Here is an 18,991-nt window from a genome sequence, read left to right as displayed (position 1 = left end):
TTAATTTTTAAAACCTGATCCTCTGAAGCTTTCCGTAATCATTCTTAATTATAATGTACGTTACTTTCTGGAGCTATGTATTCTTAGTGTACAGAAAGCTGTTGCTACCCTAGACGCAGAGATTATTGTAATTGATAACAACTCTCCAGATGATAGCTGTGCAATGGTTAGAGAGCGTTTTTCTGATGTTACACTTATTGCAAATAAAGAGAATGTTGGTTTTGCAAAAGCCAATAATCAAGGAGTTGCTTTGGCTAAAGGCAAGTATATCTGTATTCTGAATCCCGATACGGTAGTTGCAGAAGATACGTTTACGCAAATTATGGCAGCATCAGAAAAATTAATTCATATGGGAATGGTAGGCCCCAGATTGATTGATGGTACAGGTAATTTTTTACCAGAAAGTAAACGTAATGTCCCTTCACCATTAACATCTTTTAGAAGATTGTTTGGGATCAAACTCGGTAAAGTGAAGAATTATTATGCCGACCACATATCAGAAACAGGGATTGGTGATATCGATATTTTGGTAGGCGCTTTTATTTTGGTAAAAAAGGTAGATTACGAATCAGTGGCGGGTTTTGACGAAGATTATTTTATGTATGGAGAAGATATTGATCTTTCATACAAAATGAAGAAGAAAGGATTAGAAAACTATTACATAGGCACGATACCCGTGATTCACTATAAAGGTGAAAGCACAGATCGTAATACAGAATATATAAAACGCTTTTATGGAGCCATGCGATTGTTTTATAGCAAGCATTTTAAAAGCAACTGGTTCTTAGATTTTATTGTGTCCTTTGGAATACGGTTAACTTCTGTGATACAATCGTTTAAAAATCATCATAACGAAAAACGTGTGATTGATCAGTATTTTCTGGTTTCTGAAAATGAGGAGCTGAGACAAAAAATTGCAGCTATTTTAAAAAAAGAAGTACAGTTTATTTCTTTAGAATCCGCTCAGAATTTGGGATATACTAATAACGAACTTATCTTTGATAATGAGTTGCTGAGTTTTGGTAAGATTATCAGTGAAATGCAACGATTAAAAAAATCGAATATAACCTTTAAGATTAGGCCTGCAGGGTGTAACTTTATGTTAGGAAGTGATTTTAGTGATGGAAAAGGCGAGGTGATTACTTTTTAGAGAAACTTTAATACAGGAAAATTAATTTAAGAGCTTAACTTTTATTAATTTCGCAAAAAATATAACTAATAAATACCTTTGATTAAGAATATGGCAAAATTTGAGCTTAAACTTCCGAAGATGGGTGAGAGTGTTGCAGAGGCAACAATAACAACTTGGTTAAAAGAAGTTGGAGAAACTATCGAGTTGGACGATGCAGTATTAGAGATTGCTACGGACAAAGTAGATAGTGAGGTTCCAAGTGAGGTAGAAGGTGTATTGGTTGAAAAACTTTTTGAAGTTGATGATGTAGTAAAAGTTGGTCAAACAATCGCTATTATCGAAATAGAAGGAGAAGGTACTGTAGAAGCAGCTCCACAGGAATCTAAAGAAGAAGTAGCTTCAGCTCCAGAAACAGCAGCAGTAATCGAAAACGATATGGCTACAGTTACGGAAACTGTAACTGCTAAGGCGGATTTCTCAGAGAGTTCTAAGTTTTACTCTCCGTTAGTGAAAAATATTGCTGCCGCAGAAGGAATTTCTGTAGCAGAATTAGAAAATATAGCTGGAACCGGAAAAGACGGTAGAGTGACTAAAAATGATATTCTACAATTTGTAGAAGATCGTAAAGCAGGTAAAACTGCTGCTCCTGCAGCACCAGCAGTAACAGAGCAAAAAACTGCTCCAGCAGCGCCAGCTAAGAAAGCGGCAGTACCAAAAGCTACACCAGTGGTAGCATCTGGAGATGATGAGATTATAGAAATGACCAGAATGGGCAAACTGATTGCACATCATATGGTAGAATCTGTACAAACTTCTGCACACGTACAATCGTTTATAGAAGCGGATGTTACGAATATCTGGAACTGGAGAAAGAAGGTAAAAGGAGATTTCATGAAGAGAGAAGGAGAGAATCTAACTTTTACTCCGATCTTTATGGAAGCTGTGGCAAAAGCAATCAGAGATTTCCCAATGATTAATATTTCTGTTTCTGGTGATACCATCATCAAAAAGAAAAATATTAACCTTGGAATGGCAGCGGCCTTAGGTGATGGTAATCTAATTGTTCCGGTAATTAAGAATGCTGATCAGTTAAACTTAGTTGGGATGACTAAGGCAGTAAATGATTTGGCAAACCGAGCACGTAATAATGCATTAAAACCAGATGATATCCAAGGTGGAACTTATACAGTGACTAATGTTGGTACTTTTGGTAGTATTATGGGAACACCAATTATCAACCAACCACAAGTAGCTATTTTAGCATTAGGAGCGATCCGTAAAGTACCTGCTGTGATTGAAACACCGGATGGTGATTTTATAGGTATCCGTTATAAAATGTTCTTATCACACTCTTATGATCACAGAGTTGTCAACGGAGCATTAGGAGGACAGTTTGTACAACGCGTAAAAGACTACCTAGAAGCATTTGATGTAAATAGAGAATTTTAAAATCACATATCATACCGAAGACTGAGTTTGTAGAAGTGTTGTCGAAGTGTGATGCTGAATAATATAAAAAACCACAACAATATTTGTTGTGGTTTTTTTATATGTATAAATTGTAGTTTCTTTAAAAAGTGCTACCTGTATATTGAATGTTTATTATGCCTTCGTAAACGATCGCAATTGGCAATATAAGTGGAATATGCGTAATATTACCTATATAACTTTGTTGTAGTACATTAAAGAGAAAAATTGGAATTAATTGATAAAGAAATAGCTGATTGGATAAAACCTTATGCAACAATTGTTGGAGAAAAAATTGAGGTTGATATAAATCTAAAAAAGGAAAATCCAATCAAATATTTTCTGAGATTGACTTTGCCAAATAACTTTCAAGATTACGCAATTGCTCTTCACTCATATTGGATAAATTATAACGTTCCAAAAAGTGAAATAAAAGAAATGCAAAATGATGATGATGAATTTCGTGAAGAGGATTTCAGTCGTGTAAATTGGAAAGATTTTTACAAACTTAAAAATGTTTCTTTTGAACTTAACACAGCTATTCTAAACTCTGTTGGATGGAAAAGATTTGATAAACAAATGAATAATGAGTTATATCCTGGAGAAGGAATAATGGATGAAGAACATTTGGTGAGTTTAGTCAAAGTTGTTGACGGACTTTATGGAAATCAGGAGATTGAGTTATTTTACACTTTTTTATCAACTCAGGATTGGGAAAAAGATTTGATGTTTAGTGGTCGAATACACGATTTACCTAATTTAATAAAAAGAGAGAATCTAAGACTAACACCGAGTTTGATTTATCCAAAAGAAGGAAATTGGGCCGTTAATACAGATTATGATTTGGCATTCTCAACCATTGGTGGTGAATCTAAGTTTATAAATGAATTGACTAAACAGAATACCTACGAAATACTTAAAGTTGAATACTAAAAACGTACTACAACAATTTGTATATTGCATATGCCGCCTTCGGCTAGCAAACGCAACATACAAGGAACGTTGTAGCTAATTGAAAAATGAATGAACTAGATCGAATAAAAGTGTATGGAGATGGCAAAACTATTCCTAAGGTTGCTTCTGGGACTTATATAATTCTTATTCAAGAGAAAACTGTACAAGTTGGGAAATTATACCTTGGGGAGCAATATGATTTTTATATGGAAATTGACCACCCTAAAAATCAAAGTGATTTAGCTATTCTTGTTACTGAATTAATAAAAGAGAAAAAACCTGAATATCTCGAAAGTGAAAATTCAATTATAGTGATATGTCCAAAATATATTGCTGATAAAATGATCTGGAATAAATAAGAAAAATGACACATAGAACTTTAATTGCATTATTATTAGTTAGTTTTACCGTAGGATGTAATAAACATAAAAAAGAATCCGAAAGCTTGAAGATAGAAATGAAAACCTCCGAAAATGAACCTAAATCATTACTTGATAATGTTCGACTTGCTATAAATCCTAAATTTCAAGATTGGGTGTTGTTCAAAAACGGAACCTACATTATTTTTGATGATATTAGTAAGGTTAATGATATTCAAAATGAAGCTATTAAATTAATGGAAGAATTTGGACCTGTCAGTGCTGGTGGCCCAGCGGGTGATTTTAATGTTACCTCTTTGAATCAAACAAAAGGTTGGATTGTTTCTAGTCACGGATATGGTATGTATACCTATGTTCATCCGAACGAACTAAATACAACTTCACCTGATAACATTGCAATAGGAATATATGGACGTACAAAAAGGGACAAAGACGGGAATAACCCTAAAATAATCTATATAAATAAAAGTAACTAGCTACAACAAGATATATAAATCATGGCAATTTACTGTCCGATCGAAAGATAATTCCTTTTTACAAAGGCGCTAGATTTTTATAAATTGAACAAGAAATAAAAATGCGCAGATAGATCGATTGGTTCTGGCATACTTGCCTTGCTTCGATTCATATATTTGGCGTTGCAACAAGCTATTGTGATCGTTAGCTAAGAGTATTTTTCAACCACTAAATCACCCCAATCAGCAATCGACCTAATAAGTGGAATTAAGGTTTTACCGAAATTTGTTAGTGAGTATTCTACTTTTAAAGGCGGTTTGGAAGTATAAACTTTTCTATTAATTATACCATCTTCTTCTAATGCCTTTAATTGTAAGCTCAATGTTCTTTCTGTCACAGTAGGCATTTCCTTTCTTAATTCATTATAGCGTAAAGTTTTTTCCATTAAATGGAATAAGATTACAGTTTTCCATTTTCCACCTATAATTCCCATTGTTAAACTGGCACAGCAAGGATATTCATTCCCTTTGAATTTAAGCATTTTGGGTTCTTTTGTTTCCATAAAATTATACTATCATTTTTGACCGTTATTGCAAAGGTAAAATACTATATTTACTTTTGCAACTATAATTATTATAGTAAGTTAAAATAGAAAATATGAGCTTTATAAAATCAATGCAAAATCGATATACTACAAAAAAGTATAACGTGACAAAAAAAATCGAAAATGAAAAAATTGAAGAATTAAAAGAGATTTTACAATTGAGCCCTTCCTCAATAAACAGCCAGCCTTGGAAATTTACTTTTGTTTCAAGCAAAGACACAAAACAAAAACTTTCGGAGGTATCTTGGTTGAACACAAACAAAGTGCTTGACAGTGATACTGTTGTGGTGTTCAGCAGAATCAACAATATTGACTTATTCGAAAAACAAATTGAACAAGAACTGCCAAAAGGAGCAGTGAACTATTACAAAGAATTTATAAAACCTCAAACGGACGAACAAATAAAAGCTTGGTTTGACAAACAAGTTTATTTGGCTTTAGGGGTTTTCTTGAGTGCCTGTGCTGAAATGGGAATTGATGCTACACCAATGGAAGGTGTTGAACCTAAAAATTATGACAAAATTCTAAATCAGATAGACTACGCTACTCTTATGGCAGTAGCAATTGGTTATAGAGACAATGAAGATTTTAACCAACCGAATAAAAAACCAAAGTCAAGGAAAGATATTAAAAAGGTAATAGAAGCGATATGAAAAAAAAATAATCGTTTTAGGAATAAGTATACTTTTTATAATGTGTACAAACCCAACAAAAGAAGATAAATCTAACAACATAACAACAGAAAATATGAGTAATCAAAAATTAACAATAGTTGCAAGAATTTTAGCAAAACCGGAGAAAAGAGAATTAGTAAAAAGCGAACTACTAAAATTAATCGATATTACAAAAGCGGAAAAAGGCTGTATTAACTACGACTTACATCAAGACAATGAAAATGAAAATCTATTTTTGTTTTTTGAGAATTGGGAAAATAGAGAGTTATGGCAAACTCATATGAACAACAAACATTTAGCTGATTATATGAAAGCAACAGATGGAGCTGTCGAAGAATTCATACTAAACGAAATGACACAAATAGAATAGAAAACCAGTTGCCAACAATGTATAAAAGTAATAGCGGTTTGGATTTTTATCCAAACCATTTTTGCGTTTAATTAAGTATATTGTAATTTGAAAAGTAGTTACGTAACCCCCCCCCACTACTTATACACAAGAATGTTAGCACAAATTAAAATATTAAATGAAGAAAATATCTTTTCTAATATCAATTTTATTAGCTCAAATAGGGTTTTGTCAAAATTATCAATCAGAATTTTTAAATTATTGTCAAACGAAGGATACCTTAAATCAATTAAAAGTTCTTGAGGAATGGAAAAAATCAAGTCCCAATGATCCTGAACTTTTTACAAGCTATTTTAATTATCATTTTTCAAAGTCTAGAAAAGAAGTCATAGCATTGACTACAAACCAACCAAATGGTGAAAGTTTAACCTTAAAAGATAGTCTTAATAAAACGGCTGGTTTTTTAGGAAGTCAAATTCATTATGATCAAACAGAATTAAGAAAAGGACTAGAAAAAATTGACGAAGGAATTACAAGTTATCCAAACCGACTTGACATGAGATTTGGGAAAATATATGCCTTAGGCCAAATAGCCGATTGGAACAATTTTACTTCAGAAATTGTTAAAACAATTAAATATTCTTCTACTAATGATAATAATTGGACATGGACAAATAATGAAAAAAAAAATGGCACTGAAAAAGATTTTCTATTAGACATTCAAACCTATCAATTACAATTATATAATACTGGAAATGATGAATTGCTCAAAAATATGCGAGAAATCGCAAATGAGGTTTTAAAATATTATCCGAATCATATCGAGAGCTTATCCAATCTTTCAATAACATATTTACTGACTAAAGAATACGAAAAAGCACTTGAACCACTATTAAAAGCGGAAAAATTGGCTCCCAAAGATCCTATTGTATTAGCGAATATTGCTCAAGCCTATAAATTAAAAGGAGAAAAACAAAAATCGATTGAGTATTATGAAAAGACAATCGAATTTGGTGATAAAAGAACTCAAGAGTATGCTAAACAGCAAATAATAGAATTAAAAAAATAAACTTGCGCTAACAGTTTGGATATAGCATATACTCCTCTTCTGGAAGCTAACGCATCATGTAAGAGACGCCGTAGAACATTGGACTAAATAAACTAAAAATGGGAAGAGTACATCTTTTTGAATTTGAAGACCAAAAATGGTTTCCGACTTTTTTGAGGAATTACGGAACTGATTTTTTACAGTTTTTGTCCAACAAAACAAAAATGTATAAACCGATTGTTTCAGTAATTGAAAAAGGGTTACGAAATAGTAAAACGAATCAGATCGTAGACCTTGGTTCAGGAGGTGATGGCGGACTAATTTGGTTGAATTCTGAATTGAAAAAGAATAACTCAGATCTGAAAATAATTCTGACTGATTTTTACCCCAATATTCCTGCATTCAAATTCACAAAAGAAAACGCGGACAATTTTGAATATGTCGAAAAACCTGTTGATGCGCGAAATGTGCCAGAGGAATTAAAAGGATTGAGAACTCAATTTTTATCATTGCACCATTTTGAACCAAAAGACGCAAAACTAATCCTGCAAAATGCCATTGACACGAATAGCTCGATTGCAGTATTTGAAGGACAGGAAAGAAGTGTTCCAAGTATTTTAGCAATGCTATTTTGCCAATAAGCGTTTTATTGGTTACACCGTTCATACGACCATTTAAAATCAAACGCATTATTTTCACCTATTTAATCCCAATTGTACCTTTGTTTGTATTGTGGGATGGAGTTGTTTCCTCGTTAAGGACTTATTCCGTTAAAGAAATGAACGGACTTGTGGAGAATTTGAACGGAACAGAAAATTATGATTGGGAAATTGATAAAGTAAAATCCGGACCTGGTGTCGTGTTATATTTATTAGGAACAAAAAAGGAATAAGTAGATGCTACAATAATGAATGAGACTTTATTTAGTGAATTGATTAGCAAGCAGGTGCTTATGTATGTTTTCGAGCCTCCTAAATTTTTAAAGCCTGTGCTGAACTTGTCGAAGTATGGCTTTTAAAATTTATAAGTTGAAACAAAATATAAAAATTCACGTCTTTTAAACGCTAGGTTTCAAACATTAAGAAAAACTAAATTTTAATTAATGAATTTAATTTTAGATTTCTTTTTAGTGGGAGGCATTGTAATTATTGCAATAGTTTTATTAAAGCTAAAAAGAATAAAAGAGAAGGAACTACCTCAAAAAATATTAATTGTATTTTTCTTACTTCTATTTTTTGTTTCTCTATATTTCTATGCTTTGTTGCATGATATTATTTGGCTTATAAACCTCTGCTTTTTACCAAACGATATTACAACAATTACTTTAGGACCTTTGTTATTTCTTTATGTAAAATCTTTATTCTTAAAAGAAGATAATTTAGTAAAAAAGACTTTTGTACATTTTATTCCTACTTTCATATTTGCTTTTGGCATTACGATTCCAACGATATTGTTTAATAACTTTAAGATAAACGAACTTGCCTATACACATTCAAATTTTATACGTAGCATTATAAGAATTGATAATTTATACTTTATACTATACTTAATTATTTCATTACGATTGTTATCTAAGTATCGAAAATTGACTGAATATAAATATTCGAACCTAACGAAATATGATTTCAATTGGATAAAGATTATGCTTTTATCTGCATTGATTATTATAAGTGTTGATTTAGGGCTTAAAATATTTGAATCCTTTTTTGGAGATTTTCAATGGAATGTTGACAATATTTCTGTGTTGGCTATGATTGTCCTGGTTTCATATTTAGCGTATTATGGTGTAAACCAATCTAAAGTATTATTGCCGTCTTTTTTATTAGATAATGAAACTGAAACTGAAGTTAAGAAGAAAAAGAAGACATTGTCTTCTGAGAAAAAAGAAGCGTTTGAAAACCTAAAAAATAAACTTGAACTTATTATAAAAACTGAACAGCCATATTTGGATGAAGATTTGACATTAGGGAAATTAGCAGAACAACTTTCTACAACAGACAAAAAACTTTCCACAATGTTAAATCAATACTTGAACACTACATTTTATGTTTTAATAAATAAGTATCGTGTAGAAGCTGTAAAAGAAAAGATAACCTTAGATATCTATAAAAATTATAACCTATTTGGAATTGCGTCCGAATGTGGTTTTAAATCAAGAACCAGTTTCAATAGAATTTTCAAAAAAGAAACAGGACTCTCTCCTTCTGAATTCAAAAAAAGTATTTCATAAAAGTTGTTCTATGTTTTTTAACATATAATAACATACCAACGCTTCTATTGGTCAATCTAAATCATTATAAATTTATTGGTTTGCAATTAGATTTATAAACTATAATAAAATGAAAAAAAAGGTATTGACATTATTGTTTTGCGGACTTGTACTAATTGCAAAATCACAAAACACACTTGAAAAACCACAAAAACAGAGTGTAGAAAAATCAATCTTCGGAATTCAAACAGGATTTGCTGGATTGTGGGTTTACAATGAACTAAAACTATCAAATCAAATTGCACTGCGAACTGAAGTAGGCTTTGATGCTTATGATAATGATGATTTTTATCCTGATGCTGGTTTTCTGCTGACCACCGTTATTACATTAGAACCGCGTTGGTATTATAATCTCGATAAACGCGCGAGTAAATCAAAACGAATAGACAACAATAGTGGAAATTTCTTTTCTCTTAAAACAAGTTTTCATTCAGACGATTTACTTCTTGACTTTGGAGATGATAAAAATGCACGAATAGTAGATAACTTATCTATAATTCCAACTTGGGGAATTAGAAGAAACTTAGGGAAATATTTTAATTATGAAACGGGTATTGGAGTTGGTTATATTCATTTTTTTTCTAAAAACGCGGGATTTACAAAGAACAAAGGGGAAACTGCAATAAATTTGCATTTACGTATTGGCTATCAATTTTAGCTGTAAAAATGTTGTGCAAAAAGGTGTATAAGTAATAACGATTTGATTTATAATTCAAATCGTTATTACTTATAGACGAACACGTTATTATTAATTACACACTACCAAGAAACTCTGGTTCGTTTTCTTTTATTAATTTAGTTGATAGCCAAAGGAACTAAACCTATACATAAATGTTAGTAATAATTTAAAAATCGAAATGGAGATTCATACGTTAATAGGGGTAGATACAAAAGACATTCTAAAGGTGTTCAATGAATCGTTTTCGGATTATTTTATTCCGTTTCAGTTAACAGAAGAACAGCTAGATTCTAAAATGCTAGCGGATAAAGTAAATCTCGGCGTATCTGTTGGTGTTTTTGAAGACGAAAGACTAATTGCTTTTATATTACATGGTTTTGACGAAATCAATGGCGAAAAAATAGTATACAATGGAGGAACAGGAGTTATTCCAGAGAAAAGAGGTTTTGGATTAACGAAACAGATGTACAATTTTATTTTACCAGTTTTAAAAGAAAAAGGAATTAATAAATTATTCCTTGAAGTCATTACCAAAAATATACAAGCTATTACATCGTATAAAAAATCTGGTTATAAAATAGAAAGAGAATTATACTGCTACAAGGGAGAAATAGTTATTTCAAACGTGAACAACAATTTAGAAATTCGTGAATTACAAGAGTACGACTGGAGCTTAATGCAATCATTTTGGGATATCACTCCTACTTGGCAAATGTCAATCAATTAAAAAATACTAATGTTTCATTGGGCGCTTATATTAAAAATAAGCTGGTTGGATATGTTATATATAATCCAAAGAATAAAAGATTGCAACAAATTGCGATAAACAAGAACTTTAAACGGCGAAAAATAGCTTCAACTCTAATGTCGAAATTAATAGAGGACTATGGAGCTACAGTTTCAATTATTAATTTAGATAAAAGCTCAAAACCCATTGATGCTTTTTTACAAAAAATAGGATTTGAAAAAAATCTGGAACAGTTAGAAATGAAACTACAACTTGATAAAAGCTACAGCTAACAATGTATATGTTTTGAAAAAAATGATAACTTGTACACAAAAATGAATAAAATAGATTGATAAAGTATTTAAAATATCTGATTTCCCTCCTTCTGATTTTCGGTCTGACGGTTAACGAATGTTCTGCGCATTCGGAGGTTAGTTCTTTAAAATACAATCAAGTCTCATACATTAATAGTGAAAAAGAATTTAGAAGCAAGCACTCGAAATTGTTTGCCTATACTGGAAAAATTCTTGTTGAAAATGTATTTTCAATTGTATTACTTACATATCAAAATTTAAGAAAGGCGTATAGTAATAAGACGTTAACTATCTTAAAATTACAAATTGAGCTATACCAAAATATAAATTCAATAGTTGCTCAGTACATATTTTTAAAAAAAATAAACACTTCTAATAACCAATATTCAAGTTTATACATAGCATAGAAAAGAAATTTTTTCTATGCCAATATGCACATCAGTGCGTAAAATGATACAACAAATGTCTAATCATTTATCATTTCTAGAATGTATAAACAAAAGAATAAAACCCATTCGGGGGAATCCAAGTATTTCGCCCAATCAATATTAATTTACCTTAGAATACTAAAAGGGAGCTTCAGTTTTGCGATCAATGCGCTTGTAAACAATAAGTTGCGCTCCTTTTTGTCACTTTTGGGTGTTGCCATCGGTATTTTTTCAATTATAGCAGTTCTAGCAAGTGTAGATAGTTTAAAACAAGAGATTGAGGGAAGTCTTAGTGGTATTGATAAAAACACAATCATTGTAATGAGGTTTCCTTTTAGTCCAACAGAAATTCCTCAATGGAAATGGCAGCAATTTCCGGATGTAACTTATGATGAATATCGAAGTATAAAAAGAAATACCCCTAATCTTGAAGCGGCTACTTTTGTGATGCAAGTCCCACTTAAGGTAATTAAGAATGATTATGCTTCAGTATCTAATGTAAATATAGCATCTATTACCTATGAATATGGAGATATAGAAGAGCTTCAGATAGCACATGGCCGTTTCTTTTCTGAATCTGAATCCGATAGAGGGGCTACTCTTCTTGTTATTGGAGATGAAATCGCAAATTCATTATTTGGTTCTGCTGAGCAAGCAATCGGAGGGAAGGCGAAGTTGTATGGTCGGAAATTTACCATAATCGGAGTGCTAGAGAAACAAGGAGCAGTCTTGGGAGATTTTTCAAAGGACAACTTTGTTTTATTATTGACAAACTTTGCAAGGAAAATTTATGGGAATAATAATAGGACAACATTTCCCCGCATTATTATTAAGCCTAAGAAAGGAATAGATATGGATGAATTCCGTACTACGCTTACACAACGATTTCGCTTAATGCGTGGTTTGAAATCAGATAATGTAGATACTTTCTTTGTTAATCAAATGAAAGGATTTACAGATGTGATAGATAATATAACCAGTGTTTTAAACAAAATAGGATTAATGATTAGTTGCTTTTCATTATTGGTGGGAGGATTTGGAATAGCTAATATTATGTTTGTAAGTGTAAAAGAAAGGACCAATCTTATAGGAATACAGAAATCCCTTGGAGCTAAGAATAGATTTATATTGTTTCAGTATTTATTTGAAGCTATTATCCTTGCAGTTATTGGTGGGTTTATTGGTATAACCTTAGTGTTTTTAGTTTTTAAATTAGCTTCCCAGTTTATCGAAGATTTTGAATTTATACTCTTGTCTACGAATATGTTGATTGGATCAGTAGTTTCCACGGTCATTGGATTGATTGCAGGCATTCTTCCTGCGATTTCGGCATCACGCTTGAACCCTGTGGAGGCGATTCGAACTGGAATGTAATGAATGATTTTTAACTATATTTTACTGTAATTTAGGAAGAAGATAAAGTGATTTATGAAATCAACATTATGTTGAGCGAGAATAGAAAAAAATAAAGTAAGCACAGAGAATATCCTACGCAAGACCGTATATAATTTGTTGCTAGCCCTCGTCTATTTCCAAAAACCCTAGCTGATTTATATTTGGTTTCTATTTGTTAAATTAGTTATTTAAACACGCGACGAACCATATGTCAAACGTTATAAATAAAACCAAGTAAAAATTGAAAAACGAGTTAATAAGAAAAGCCATTTCAGAAATAGAAAATCCAACTTTCGGGACGACAGAACAATATATTGAAGTTCTTAATATCGAAATAGAAAATGGAAAACCAAAAGTTGAACGAGTTGATTTCGAATCATTTGAAGAGACTAACGTTGTTTATTTTTCAATAAAAGGGGAGCCTTTTTTTTTGAGTGTTTATTTCTGTAAAGAAAATAATGAAATAACCAATGTCGGAATCGAAAACGGAAATCAAGTAAGCTTGACTGCAACATCTGAAAACCTAACTTTTGAGCAACTTTCGGGATTAACAAATTTGAAAGGATTTTCTGGTTGGAGTGTAAATGACATTAGAAAAACTGGAAAAGGGAACTATAGTTTTAGTCGTCTATCTTTTGAGCCAATTAAAAATAGAGCTTATGATTTAGATTCTAAACTAAAACTACTCTTAACGGATTTAGAAAAAGATGTTGCAGGAATCAGAAAGTTAGTTGAAAAAGCAAATGTTTATATTTCCGTTCATAATCAACAGTATATTGACGGAAATAAAGGAATTCATCTTGACAGAGAAACTATCAATAGAATTAGTGAACTCAATTTAGCAATTGACTTTGACCAATACGTGTTTGGAAATGAATTAAAATAAGCACTCTGAAAAATAGAAAAGTAGGGTAACGTTTTGCTTCGTTAAGGCACATACTTATAACGTTAGTTTTAATTGTTCAGAAAAATGAAAATCATAATCGAAAAATGACACAAGAATTATATCAAAAAGCAATGAAATATGCTGGTGAAAAGCATAGTGAACAAAAAGTACCAGGTACAAATGCTAATTATCTGTTACATATTTCTAATGTTGCTATGGAAGTGTTGATGGCGTATCAAGCTGATCATAATTTTGATCTTGATTTTGCGGTACAGGTTGCTGTTTTACACGATACTATTGAGGATACAACAGCAAGTTTTGAAGAAATAAAAAATGAGTTTGATGATGCAATAGCTGTTGCGGTACAAGCTTTAACTAAAAATGAAAGCTTGCCAACCAAAGAAGAAAGGATGAAAGACAGTTTAGCTAGAATTAATGCGCTACAAAAAGAAGTTGGACTTGTTAAAATAGCTGATAGGATAACAAATTTGCAAACGCCACCAAAACATTGGACAAAAGAAAAAATTGGCAAATACTGTGAAGAGGCAAAATTGATATCAGTATCTCTACAAGGTAAAAATGAATATCTTCATCATCGATTGAATCAAAAAATCGAGGGATATGAAAAGAATATAAATTTAACTTAGTCCAAAAGTAAAAGATGTTTACTGCAGAAATAAAAAGTGCACCAGATGAGGATATCTGTATCCTTATAAAAGTTGATAACCATCCATTTAATTATATAGTTGATTGTGGTGAAGCCAAAAGCTTGAGTGTAAAAGAATGTATGAATACCAATGCAATCTTTATAAGTCATACTCATATTGACCATTTTGTAAATTTTGATACGATACTTAGGCATCAGATCGGGGTTCAAAGGAGGGTAGTTATTACAGGACCTAAAGGAATTATTGATCAGGTTCAAAATAGAATACTGAGTTATTGCTGGAATCTGATTGACAAAGATGCAATAACATACGAAGTGAGAGAGATTCTGCAGGACGGCGAATATAAATCAACTATTTTACGTCCTCCAATTTGGGAGAAAGAAGATGAAAACTTGGTTTCAAAAACTACAATATTTGAAGAAAAACAGTTTGTAGTTGAATATGAGATACTAGATCACAAAACGGATACTATTGCATATCTCTTTAATGCTCATGATAAGACTAAGATACAATTGGATAACGACCAAAAAGGAGGGAAGTGGGTACGAGAATTGAAGGAAGCTTATGAGGCTATAGAGGGAGAAAAAATTATAGAAATAGAAGGTAAAGTTTATAAGTCGAAAGAGTTATTTCATTTGATTCATGTAGAGAAAGGTAAGAAGTTGGGAGTCGTTTTGGATCACGCGGCTAGTGAACAAAATCATTCAAAAATTAAAAGAAAATTTACAGGATGTGATGAAGTATATATTGAATGTTTTTATAAAGATGAGGATAAAGAATTTGCAGAAAAAAACTATCATAGTTATGCGTCAAAATCAGGAGAAATCATGAAAGCCTGTAAAATAGAAAATGCAATTCCGGTTCATTTTTCACGTAAATACGAAGAACAGGATATACTAGTCTTGGTGGAACAGTTTGATAAAGCAAAAAAATAATAATATTTAGATGACTGTAGACGATACCAAAGCAATGATACTATACACTAAAAAATAAAGACTATGGAGGGAATAACTTATATAGAATCATTTATTGATAATCCGTCAACTCTTTTCCAAGTATTAAAAGATTCAATTGAATGGGATGATCGTATGACAGCAAGAAAAACTGCTAGTTTTGGTAAAGCATATAACTATTCCCAAATAAGTTATCCATATCAAGAATTCACAGATGAGTTGAAAACGATTGTACGACTAATTGATAAAGCATTATTTTTTGAACCAAATAACTGTCTTTTAAATTATTATTTAGATGGTAAATCATCCATGGGATTTCATTCTGATCAGACCGATATTCTTTCTAAAGGAACGGGTGTTGCAATAGTTTCTATAGGAGAAACTCGAACGCTCAGGTTTCGAAATATAAAAAATAGAGAATTCAGGAAGGATTATAAATTAACATCGGGTTCACTTATTTATATGACCAATGAGCTGCAAGATGAATGGCAACATGCTATTCCAAAATCTGATACCGACAAAGGAAGGATGAGTTTAACCTTTAGAAAAATGATATAACGTACTTAATGACAAATCCTAAAGAATCAAAAAAAGGACTTACGTTAACTGATAAAATTTTAATTTTCTTTTTCGGAGTATTATTTGTGATGTTCTTTGGTTATCAATATTTGTATAATTTACCGGGTACTGAAAAGCAAAAACGTCAGGGAATTATATTATACTATTTGGGAATCTTGTTTTGGGTGTTGGTTGTAGTTGCTCTTTTATTTTTTTTCTAAATATTATTTATAAGAGTTCAAGTGGTCGGTCATGTTTGTAACAAATTCAATTATATAGATACTAATCAAGTAGCATACAATTTTTAACAGTAAACTTTATACTTATGAATATTAATGAAGCCTCTAAATTTTTTAAGAATCTGGTTACGGAGACGGATGTTAAATCTGAAGTAAAAGTGTATAAAAAATTCATTGCTATTTTATCGCAGCTAGAAGATAAAAATTTATCTGAAGAGCAACTACTAGCGATTGAAGATAAACTTGATGTATTCGATTTTGATGTGAATCGAGAAAATAGAAAAAAATACTATAGCAAAAAACTTGCTGAATTCTCTAATTACCTAAAAAAAGAATTTTCCTTGATATCTGAGGGCTACTATATGACGATTGGAATGAGCATCGGGATGTCTCTTGGAATGAGTTTAGGAATGACCTTCGGAGTTGTTTTTGGGTCAATGTCAGGAAATGATTCTGGAACATCTAATGGATTAATCTATGGAATGATGTTAGGTATGACAATAGGAATGTCCATTGGACTCGCAATAGGGGTTTCTATGGATGCTAAAGCAAAAAAAGAAGGTAAGGTTTTAGGTGCTGAGTGTAAATAAATAAGTTCTCTTTATAAGGAATTAACGACCATAGAGGGAAATTCTAATGTTGACAAAGAATGCTAAAAAAAATAACATTATCAGTCTGAGCTTGCCTACTGACAAGACAGGCTTTTCTATAGGCGATGATCAAGAATACTATATTAATGAAACCGCAACAATACTAGTTGTGGTTTTTTTGATGTTTGTGGATCATTCAATAAGTATTATTTCACTGAAAACAGTGTAGTATAGGAGGACATAGGTATGGATCTTTGTGTTGTTAATTTTAAAATTCAAAATAAATGTCTGATATACTTAAAACCGTAAAATCATTGAGTAGTACTACTTCAGTTCCTAAACGACTTGAAATCTTTTACCTTTCTGAAGCTGATGAGTATAATGATGCTTCCATTGCTAATTTACCAGGTTGGGATCCGAGTTGCGAGTTTGATTTGGACTTTTCTGCGGACACAGTAGAAGAATTAATGGAAAGACATTCGGATTGGATAACAAGAGAGTCAGAGAGTGATCAGTGCCAGTATATTGCTTTTTCAACGCTCGAGGATGAAACCGATTTTTTGGTAGTCAATATTAGTGATGAGGATTGTCCGGTATATTTCGGAAATCATGAAACTGGAGATTTTCAGATGATATATAAAAGCCTGGATCGTTTTGTGAAATATCTGGACAGCGAAGATATAAACCCAATGGAATTGTTTGGTGAACTTTATGAAAAATCTCAGACTGCCTTTTTTGATGGTAATGAAGAATTAGTGGTTACATTGCTAGGTGATTTTTTTGATCAATACCCTATGAATCCTGCTATACCAGGACCTTATATGAAACAAATTCCTGATGCCTTAAATTTATTAGCGTGTTCTTATGTTACTTTGGATAGAACGGAAGAAGCTATGGAGGCATTTGAGCTAGCATGTACAGGTATGTTTTGTAGAAATGCTTTTTTAAACCGTATTAGATTGAATTTAATTTCATCAGAATATGATGTGGCTATGCAGCTTTGTGATCAGGGGTTAAATCGATTTTCTGATTCATATTCGACATCTTTTATTAATTTATATAAAGGAGTAATCCATGCGGTATTAGAAAAAGAAGAGGACGGACGTGCTTGTTTAGCCTTGATGAATGGAGATGTAGAAAAAACTGATTTTAATATTGTTACTCCAGTAGCAGCGATATTTATACATTATACAGCTGCTACAGATTTTGAAGAAGTGTTTAATCAAACATTGCAAGTCATTCGGGAAGCAGAATAATCGTATTATAGGATGTTATATAGGTGTTATAAAATAGACCAAAGAAGCGATCTTATTGTATAGAATCATATAAAATCCTTACATTTCTTGTATGATTAAAAGGATAGCATATATAACTGATATTCATGTAGATGAAGAGTTTCCTATAAGTGTTGGGGTAGATTCTAGACAAAACTGGAAAACAATTCTGAAAGATGTAGCTTTAAGAAATGTCGATGAGATTGTCTATGGAGGAGATATTGGAGAGAAATCATCTAACTCTTGGTTTTTTGAATCTCTACGAGATTATAAAATATCTATTTCTTTAGGGAATCATGATGATTTTTCTGAAGCGATAAAATATTATAAAAACGATGCTCATACAGATCATAATGAACTTTTTTATTGTCAAGAAGATGATTTTTTTAAGTTCATTTTTTTAGATTCCAGTGCGGAGGTTATAAGTAAGAGACAACTAACTTGGTTGCAAACAGAGTTGATCACTCCAAAAAAAATACTGCTGTTTATTCATCATCCTGTTTTGGCGATACCCGCTATTGTAGACAAGAGATTTTCCTTAAAAGGAAGAGAAAAGATTCAATCTTTATTAGAACAAGTTATCAATGATATTATTATTTTCTGTGGTCATTATCATATGGAAGATTACCGCAGTTATGAAAATATAACACAGTACATTACACCTGCCGGATCCTATCAAGTAGAAAAAGATATAGAAGAAATTAAAGTACATGGCAATACTTTTGGATATAGAATAATTGAGTTAAATAAAGATAAGATAGATACAGAAGTGGTGTTGTTTTAAAAAAGAGTTTACCGATTAAATAATAGTTTCTAATCTTGTCTAAGTATTTTTATTCTTTTTTGAGCTAGCAATGACATTTAAACTGTACTTATAGCGTGTTTTCTATTACAGCGTTTTCTTAATTTTAACATTGTATTTGTGTCTGTTATTGAGACGATTCGAT

23 protein-coding genes are annotated in these 18,991 nt (G+C 31.5%); 22 read left to right on the top strand and 1 reads right to left on the bottom strand.

Annotated elements, in window-relative coordinates:
• Positions 1-22: 22 nt before the first annotated feature.
• The 5 genes from Q0975_RS14260 to Q0975_RS14240 all read left to right on the top strand — a co-directional run bounded on the left by Q0975_RS14260 (position 23) and on the right by Q0975_RS14240 (position 4,409).
• Complete coding sequence (locus Q0975_RS14260; protein WP_299438197.1) at positions 23-1,150, top strand: glycosyltransferase family 2 protein; 1,128 nt, start codon at positions 23-25, stop codon at positions 1,148-1,150.
• Between the two features lie 90 nt (positions 1,151-1,240).
• A complete protein-coding gene (locus Q0975_RS14255) occupies positions 1,241-2,581 on the top strand; it encodes a dihydrolipoamide acetyltransferase family protein (protein WP_299437772.1) in 1,341 nt (446 codons plus the stop codon).
• A gap of 246 nt (positions 2,582-2,827) precedes the next feature.
• Entirely contained in the window at positions 2,828-3,532 is a 705-nt protein-coding gene (locus tag Q0975_RS14250) for a hypothetical protein (RefSeq protein ID WP_299437770.1), read from the top strand.
• 86 nt (positions 3,533-3,618) lie between these two features.
• Positions 3,619-3,912, top strand: coding sequence for a hypothetical protein (locus Q0975_RS14245; protein WP_299437768.1), 294 nt, complete (start codon positions 3,619-3,621; stop codon positions 3,910-3,912).
• 5 nt (positions 3,913-3,917) lie between these two features.
• A complete protein-coding gene (locus tag Q0975_RS14240; RefSeq protein ID WP_299437767.1) occupies positions 3,918-4,409 on the top strand; it encodes a hypothetical protein in 492 nt (163 codons plus the stop codon).
• Positions 4,410-4,597: 188 nt separating this feature from the next.
• Here the strand turns inward: Q0975_RS14240 and Q0975_RS14235 are convergent, their stop codons facing one another.
• Entirely contained in the window at positions 4,598-4,951 is a 354-nt protein-coding gene (locus tag Q0975_RS14235) for a helix-turn-helix domain-containing protein (RefSeq protein ID WP_299437765.1), read from the bottom strand.
• 95 nt (positions 4,952-5,046) lie between these two features.
• Here Q0975_RS14235 and Q0975_RS14230 point away from each other — a divergent pair, with 95 nt between their 5' ends.
• From Q0975_RS14230 to Q0975_RS14150, 17 genes are all read left to right on the top strand, one after another.
• Positions 5,047-5,646: a nitroreductase family protein gene (locus tag Q0975_RS14230; protein WP_299437763.1), complete on the top strand. Its 600-nt coding sequence runs from the start codon at positions 5,047-5,049 to the stop codon at positions 5,644-5,646.
• Positions 5,647-5,740: 94 nt separating this feature from the next.
• On the top strand, positions 5,741-6,037 hold the full coding sequence (locus Q0975_RS14225; protein ID WP_299437761.1) for a putative quinol monooxygenase: 297 nt from the start codon (positions 5,741-5,743) through the stop codon (positions 6,035-6,037).
• A gap of 157 nt (positions 6,038-6,194) precedes the next feature.
• Positions 6,195-7,085 carry a tetratricopeptide repeat protein gene (locus tag Q0975_RS14220; RefSeq protein ID WP_299437759.1) on the top strand — a complete coding sequence of 297 codons (891 nt, stop codon included), beginning with the start codon at positions 6,195-6,197 and terminating at the stop codon, positions 7,083-7,085.
• 98 nt (positions 7,086-7,183) lie between these two features.
• Positions 7,184-7,705, top strand: coding sequence for a hypothetical protein (locus Q0975_RS14215; RefSeq protein ID WP_299437757.1), 522 nt, complete (start codon positions 7,184-7,186; stop codon positions 7,703-7,705).
• On the top strand, positions 7,696-7,956 hold the full coding sequence (locus tag Q0975_RS14210) for a hypothetical protein (protein WP_299437755.1): 261 nt from the start codon (positions 7,696-7,698) through the stop codon (positions 7,954-7,956). Before Q0975_RS14215 ends, Q0975_RS14210 begins: the two co-directional genes overlap by 10 nt.
• Positions 7,957-8,166: 210 nt before the next feature.
• Positions 8,167-9,294 carry an AraC family transcriptional regulator gene (locus Q0975_RS14205; protein ID WP_299437753.1) on the top strand — a complete coding sequence of 376 codons (1,128 nt, stop codon included), beginning with the start codon at positions 8,167-8,169 and terminating at the stop codon, positions 9,292-9,294.
• 109 nt (positions 9,295-9,403) lie between these two features.
• On the top strand, positions 9,404-9,991 hold the full coding sequence (locus tag Q0975_RS14200; protein ID WP_299437751.1) for a hypothetical protein: 588 nt from the start codon (positions 9,404-9,406) through the stop codon (positions 9,989-9,991).
• A gap of 199 nt (positions 9,992-10,190) precedes the next feature.
• Positions 10,191-10,739, top strand: a complete 549-nt coding sequence (locus Q0975_RS14195) for a GNAT family N-acetyltransferase (protein WP_299437750.1) — start codon at positions 10,191-10,193, stop codon at positions 10,737-10,739.
• Positions 10,718-11,032: a GNAT family N-acetyltransferase gene (locus Q0975_RS14190; RefSeq protein WP_299437748.1), complete on the top strand. Its 315-nt coding sequence runs from the start codon at positions 10,718-10,720 to the stop codon at positions 11,030-11,032. The genes Q0975_RS14195 and Q0975_RS14190 overlap by 22 nt, the downstream gene beginning before the upstream one ends.
• Positions 11,033-11,679: 647 nt before the next feature.
• On the top strand, positions 11,680-12,855 hold the full coding sequence (locus Q0975_RS14185) for an ABC transporter permease (protein WP_366888824.1): 1,176 nt from the start codon (positions 11,680-11,682) through the stop codon (positions 12,853-12,855).
• Positions 12,856-13,117: 262 nt separating this feature from the next.
• The gene (locus Q0975_RS14180; protein ID WP_299437746.1) at positions 13,118-13,762 is read left to right on the top strand and encodes a DUF4279 domain-containing protein; all 645 of its coding nucleotides are present in this window, start codon (positions 13,118-13,120) and stop codon (positions 13,760-13,762) included.
• A gap of 104 nt (positions 13,763-13,866) precedes the next feature.
• Entirely contained in the window at positions 13,867-14,409 is a 543-nt protein-coding gene (locus tag Q0975_RS14175) for an HD domain-containing protein (protein WP_299437744.1), read from the top strand.
• A 14-nt stretch (positions 14,410-14,423) separates the two neighbouring features.
• A complete protein-coding gene (locus Q0975_RS14170) occupies positions 14,424-15,365 on the top strand; it encodes a peptidase (protein ID WP_299437742.1) in 942 nt (313 codons plus the stop codon).
• 63 nt (positions 15,366-15,428) lie between these two features.
• Positions 15,429-15,941, top strand: a complete 513-nt coding sequence (locus Q0975_RS14165) for an alpha-ketoglutarate-dependent dioxygenase AlkB (protein ID WP_299437741.1) — start codon at positions 15,429-15,431, stop codon at positions 15,939-15,941.
• A gap of 325 nt (positions 15,942-16,266) precedes the next feature.
• Positions 16,267-16,770: a hypothetical protein gene (locus Q0975_RS14160; protein ID WP_299437739.1), complete on the top strand. Its 504-nt coding sequence runs from the start codon at positions 16,267-16,269 to the stop codon at positions 16,768-16,770.
• 284 nt (positions 16,771-17,054) lie between these two features.
• Positions 17,055-18,026 carry a hypothetical protein gene (locus Q0975_RS14155; protein ID WP_299437737.1) on the top strand — a complete coding sequence of 324 codons (972 nt, stop codon included), beginning with the start codon at positions 17,055-17,057 and terminating at the stop codon, positions 18,024-18,026.
• A gap of 91 nt (positions 18,027-18,117) precedes the next feature.
• A complete protein-coding gene (locus Q0975_RS14150; protein WP_299437735.1) occupies positions 18,118-18,828 on the top strand; it encodes a metallophosphoesterase in 711 nt (236 codons plus the stop codon).
• Positions 18,829-18,991 lie beyond the last annotated feature (163 nt).

It is taken from the genome of uncultured Aquimarina sp., assembly GCF_947500065.1.
In the GTDB taxonomy this organism is placed as follows: domain Bacteria; phylum Bacteroidota; class Bacteroidia; order Flavobacteriales; family Flavobacteriaceae; genus Aquimarina.
Note: the sequence above shows the minus strand (reverse complement) of the source record. Positions and strands in the feature narration are given on the sequence as shown.

Excerpts from the sequence above, each read along its gene's own strand:
- Q0975_RS14175 (WP_299437744.1), top strand. The coding sequence starts at position 13,867 with ATGACACAAGAATTATATCAAAAAGCAATGAAATATGCTGGTGAAAAG.
- Q0975_RS14170 (WP_299437742.1), top strand. The coding sequence starts at position 14,424 with ATGTTTACTGCAGAAATAAAAAGTGCACCAGATGAGGATATCTGTATC.
- Q0975_RS14235 (WP_299437765.1), bottom strand. The coding sequence starts at position 4,951 with ATGGAAACAAAAGAACCCAAAATGCTTAAATTCAAAGGGAATGAATAT.
- Q0975_RS14240 (WP_299437767.1), top strand. The coding sequence starts at position 3,918 with ATGACACATAGAACTTTAATTGCATTATTATTAGTTAGTTTTACCGTA.
- Q0975_RS14205 (WP_299437753.1), top strand. The coding sequence starts at position 8,167 with ATGAATTTAATTTTAGATTTCTTTTTAGTGGGAGGCATTGTAATTATT.
- Q0975_RS14225 (WP_299437761.1), top strand. The coding sequence starts at position 5,741 with ATGAGTAATCAAAAATTAACAATAGTTGCAAGAATTTTAGCAAAACCG.
- Q0975_RS14230 (WP_299437763.1), top strand. The coding sequence starts at position 5,047 with ATGAGCTTTATAAAATCAATGCAAAATCGATATACTACAAAAAAGTAT.
- Q0975_RS14195 (WP_299437750.1), top strand. The coding sequence starts at position 10,191 with ATGGAGATTCATACGTTAATAGGGGTAGATACAAAAGACATTCTAAAG.
- Q0975_RS14150 (WP_299437735.1), top strand. The coding sequence starts at position 18,118 with ATGATTAAAAGGATAGCATATATAACTGATATTCATGTAGATGAAGAG.
- Q0975_RS14155 (WP_299437737.1), top strand. The coding sequence starts at position 17,055 with ATGTCTGATATACTTAAAACCGTAAAATCATTGAGTAGTACTACTTCA.
- Q0975_RS14165 (WP_299437741.1), top strand. The coding sequence starts at position 15,429 with ATGGAGGGAATAACTTATATAGAATCATTTATTGATAATCCGTCAACT.
- Q0975_RS14220 (WP_299437759.1), top strand. The coding sequence starts at position 6,195 with ATGAAGAAAATATCTTTTCTAATATCAATTTTATTAGCTCAAATAGGG.
- Q0975_RS14200 (WP_299437751.1), top strand. The coding sequence starts at position 9,404 with ATGAAAAAAAAGGTATTGACATTATTGTTTTGCGGACTTGTACTAATT.
- Q0975_RS14215 (WP_299437757.1), top strand. The coding sequence starts at position 7,184 with ATGGGAAGAGTACATCTTTTTGAATTTGAAGACCAAAAATGGTTTCCG.
- Q0975_RS14160 (WP_299437739.1), top strand. The coding sequence starts at position 16,267 with ATGAATATTAATGAAGCCTCTAAATTTTTTAAGAATCTGGTTACGGAG.
- Q0975_RS14245 (WP_299437768.1), top strand. The coding sequence starts at position 3,619 with ATGAATGAACTAGATCGAATAAAAGTGTATGGAGATGGCAAAACTATT.
- Q0975_RS14255 (WP_299437772.1), top strand. The coding sequence starts at position 1,241 with ATGGCAAAATTTGAGCTTAAACTTCCGAAGATGGGTGAGAGTGTTGCA.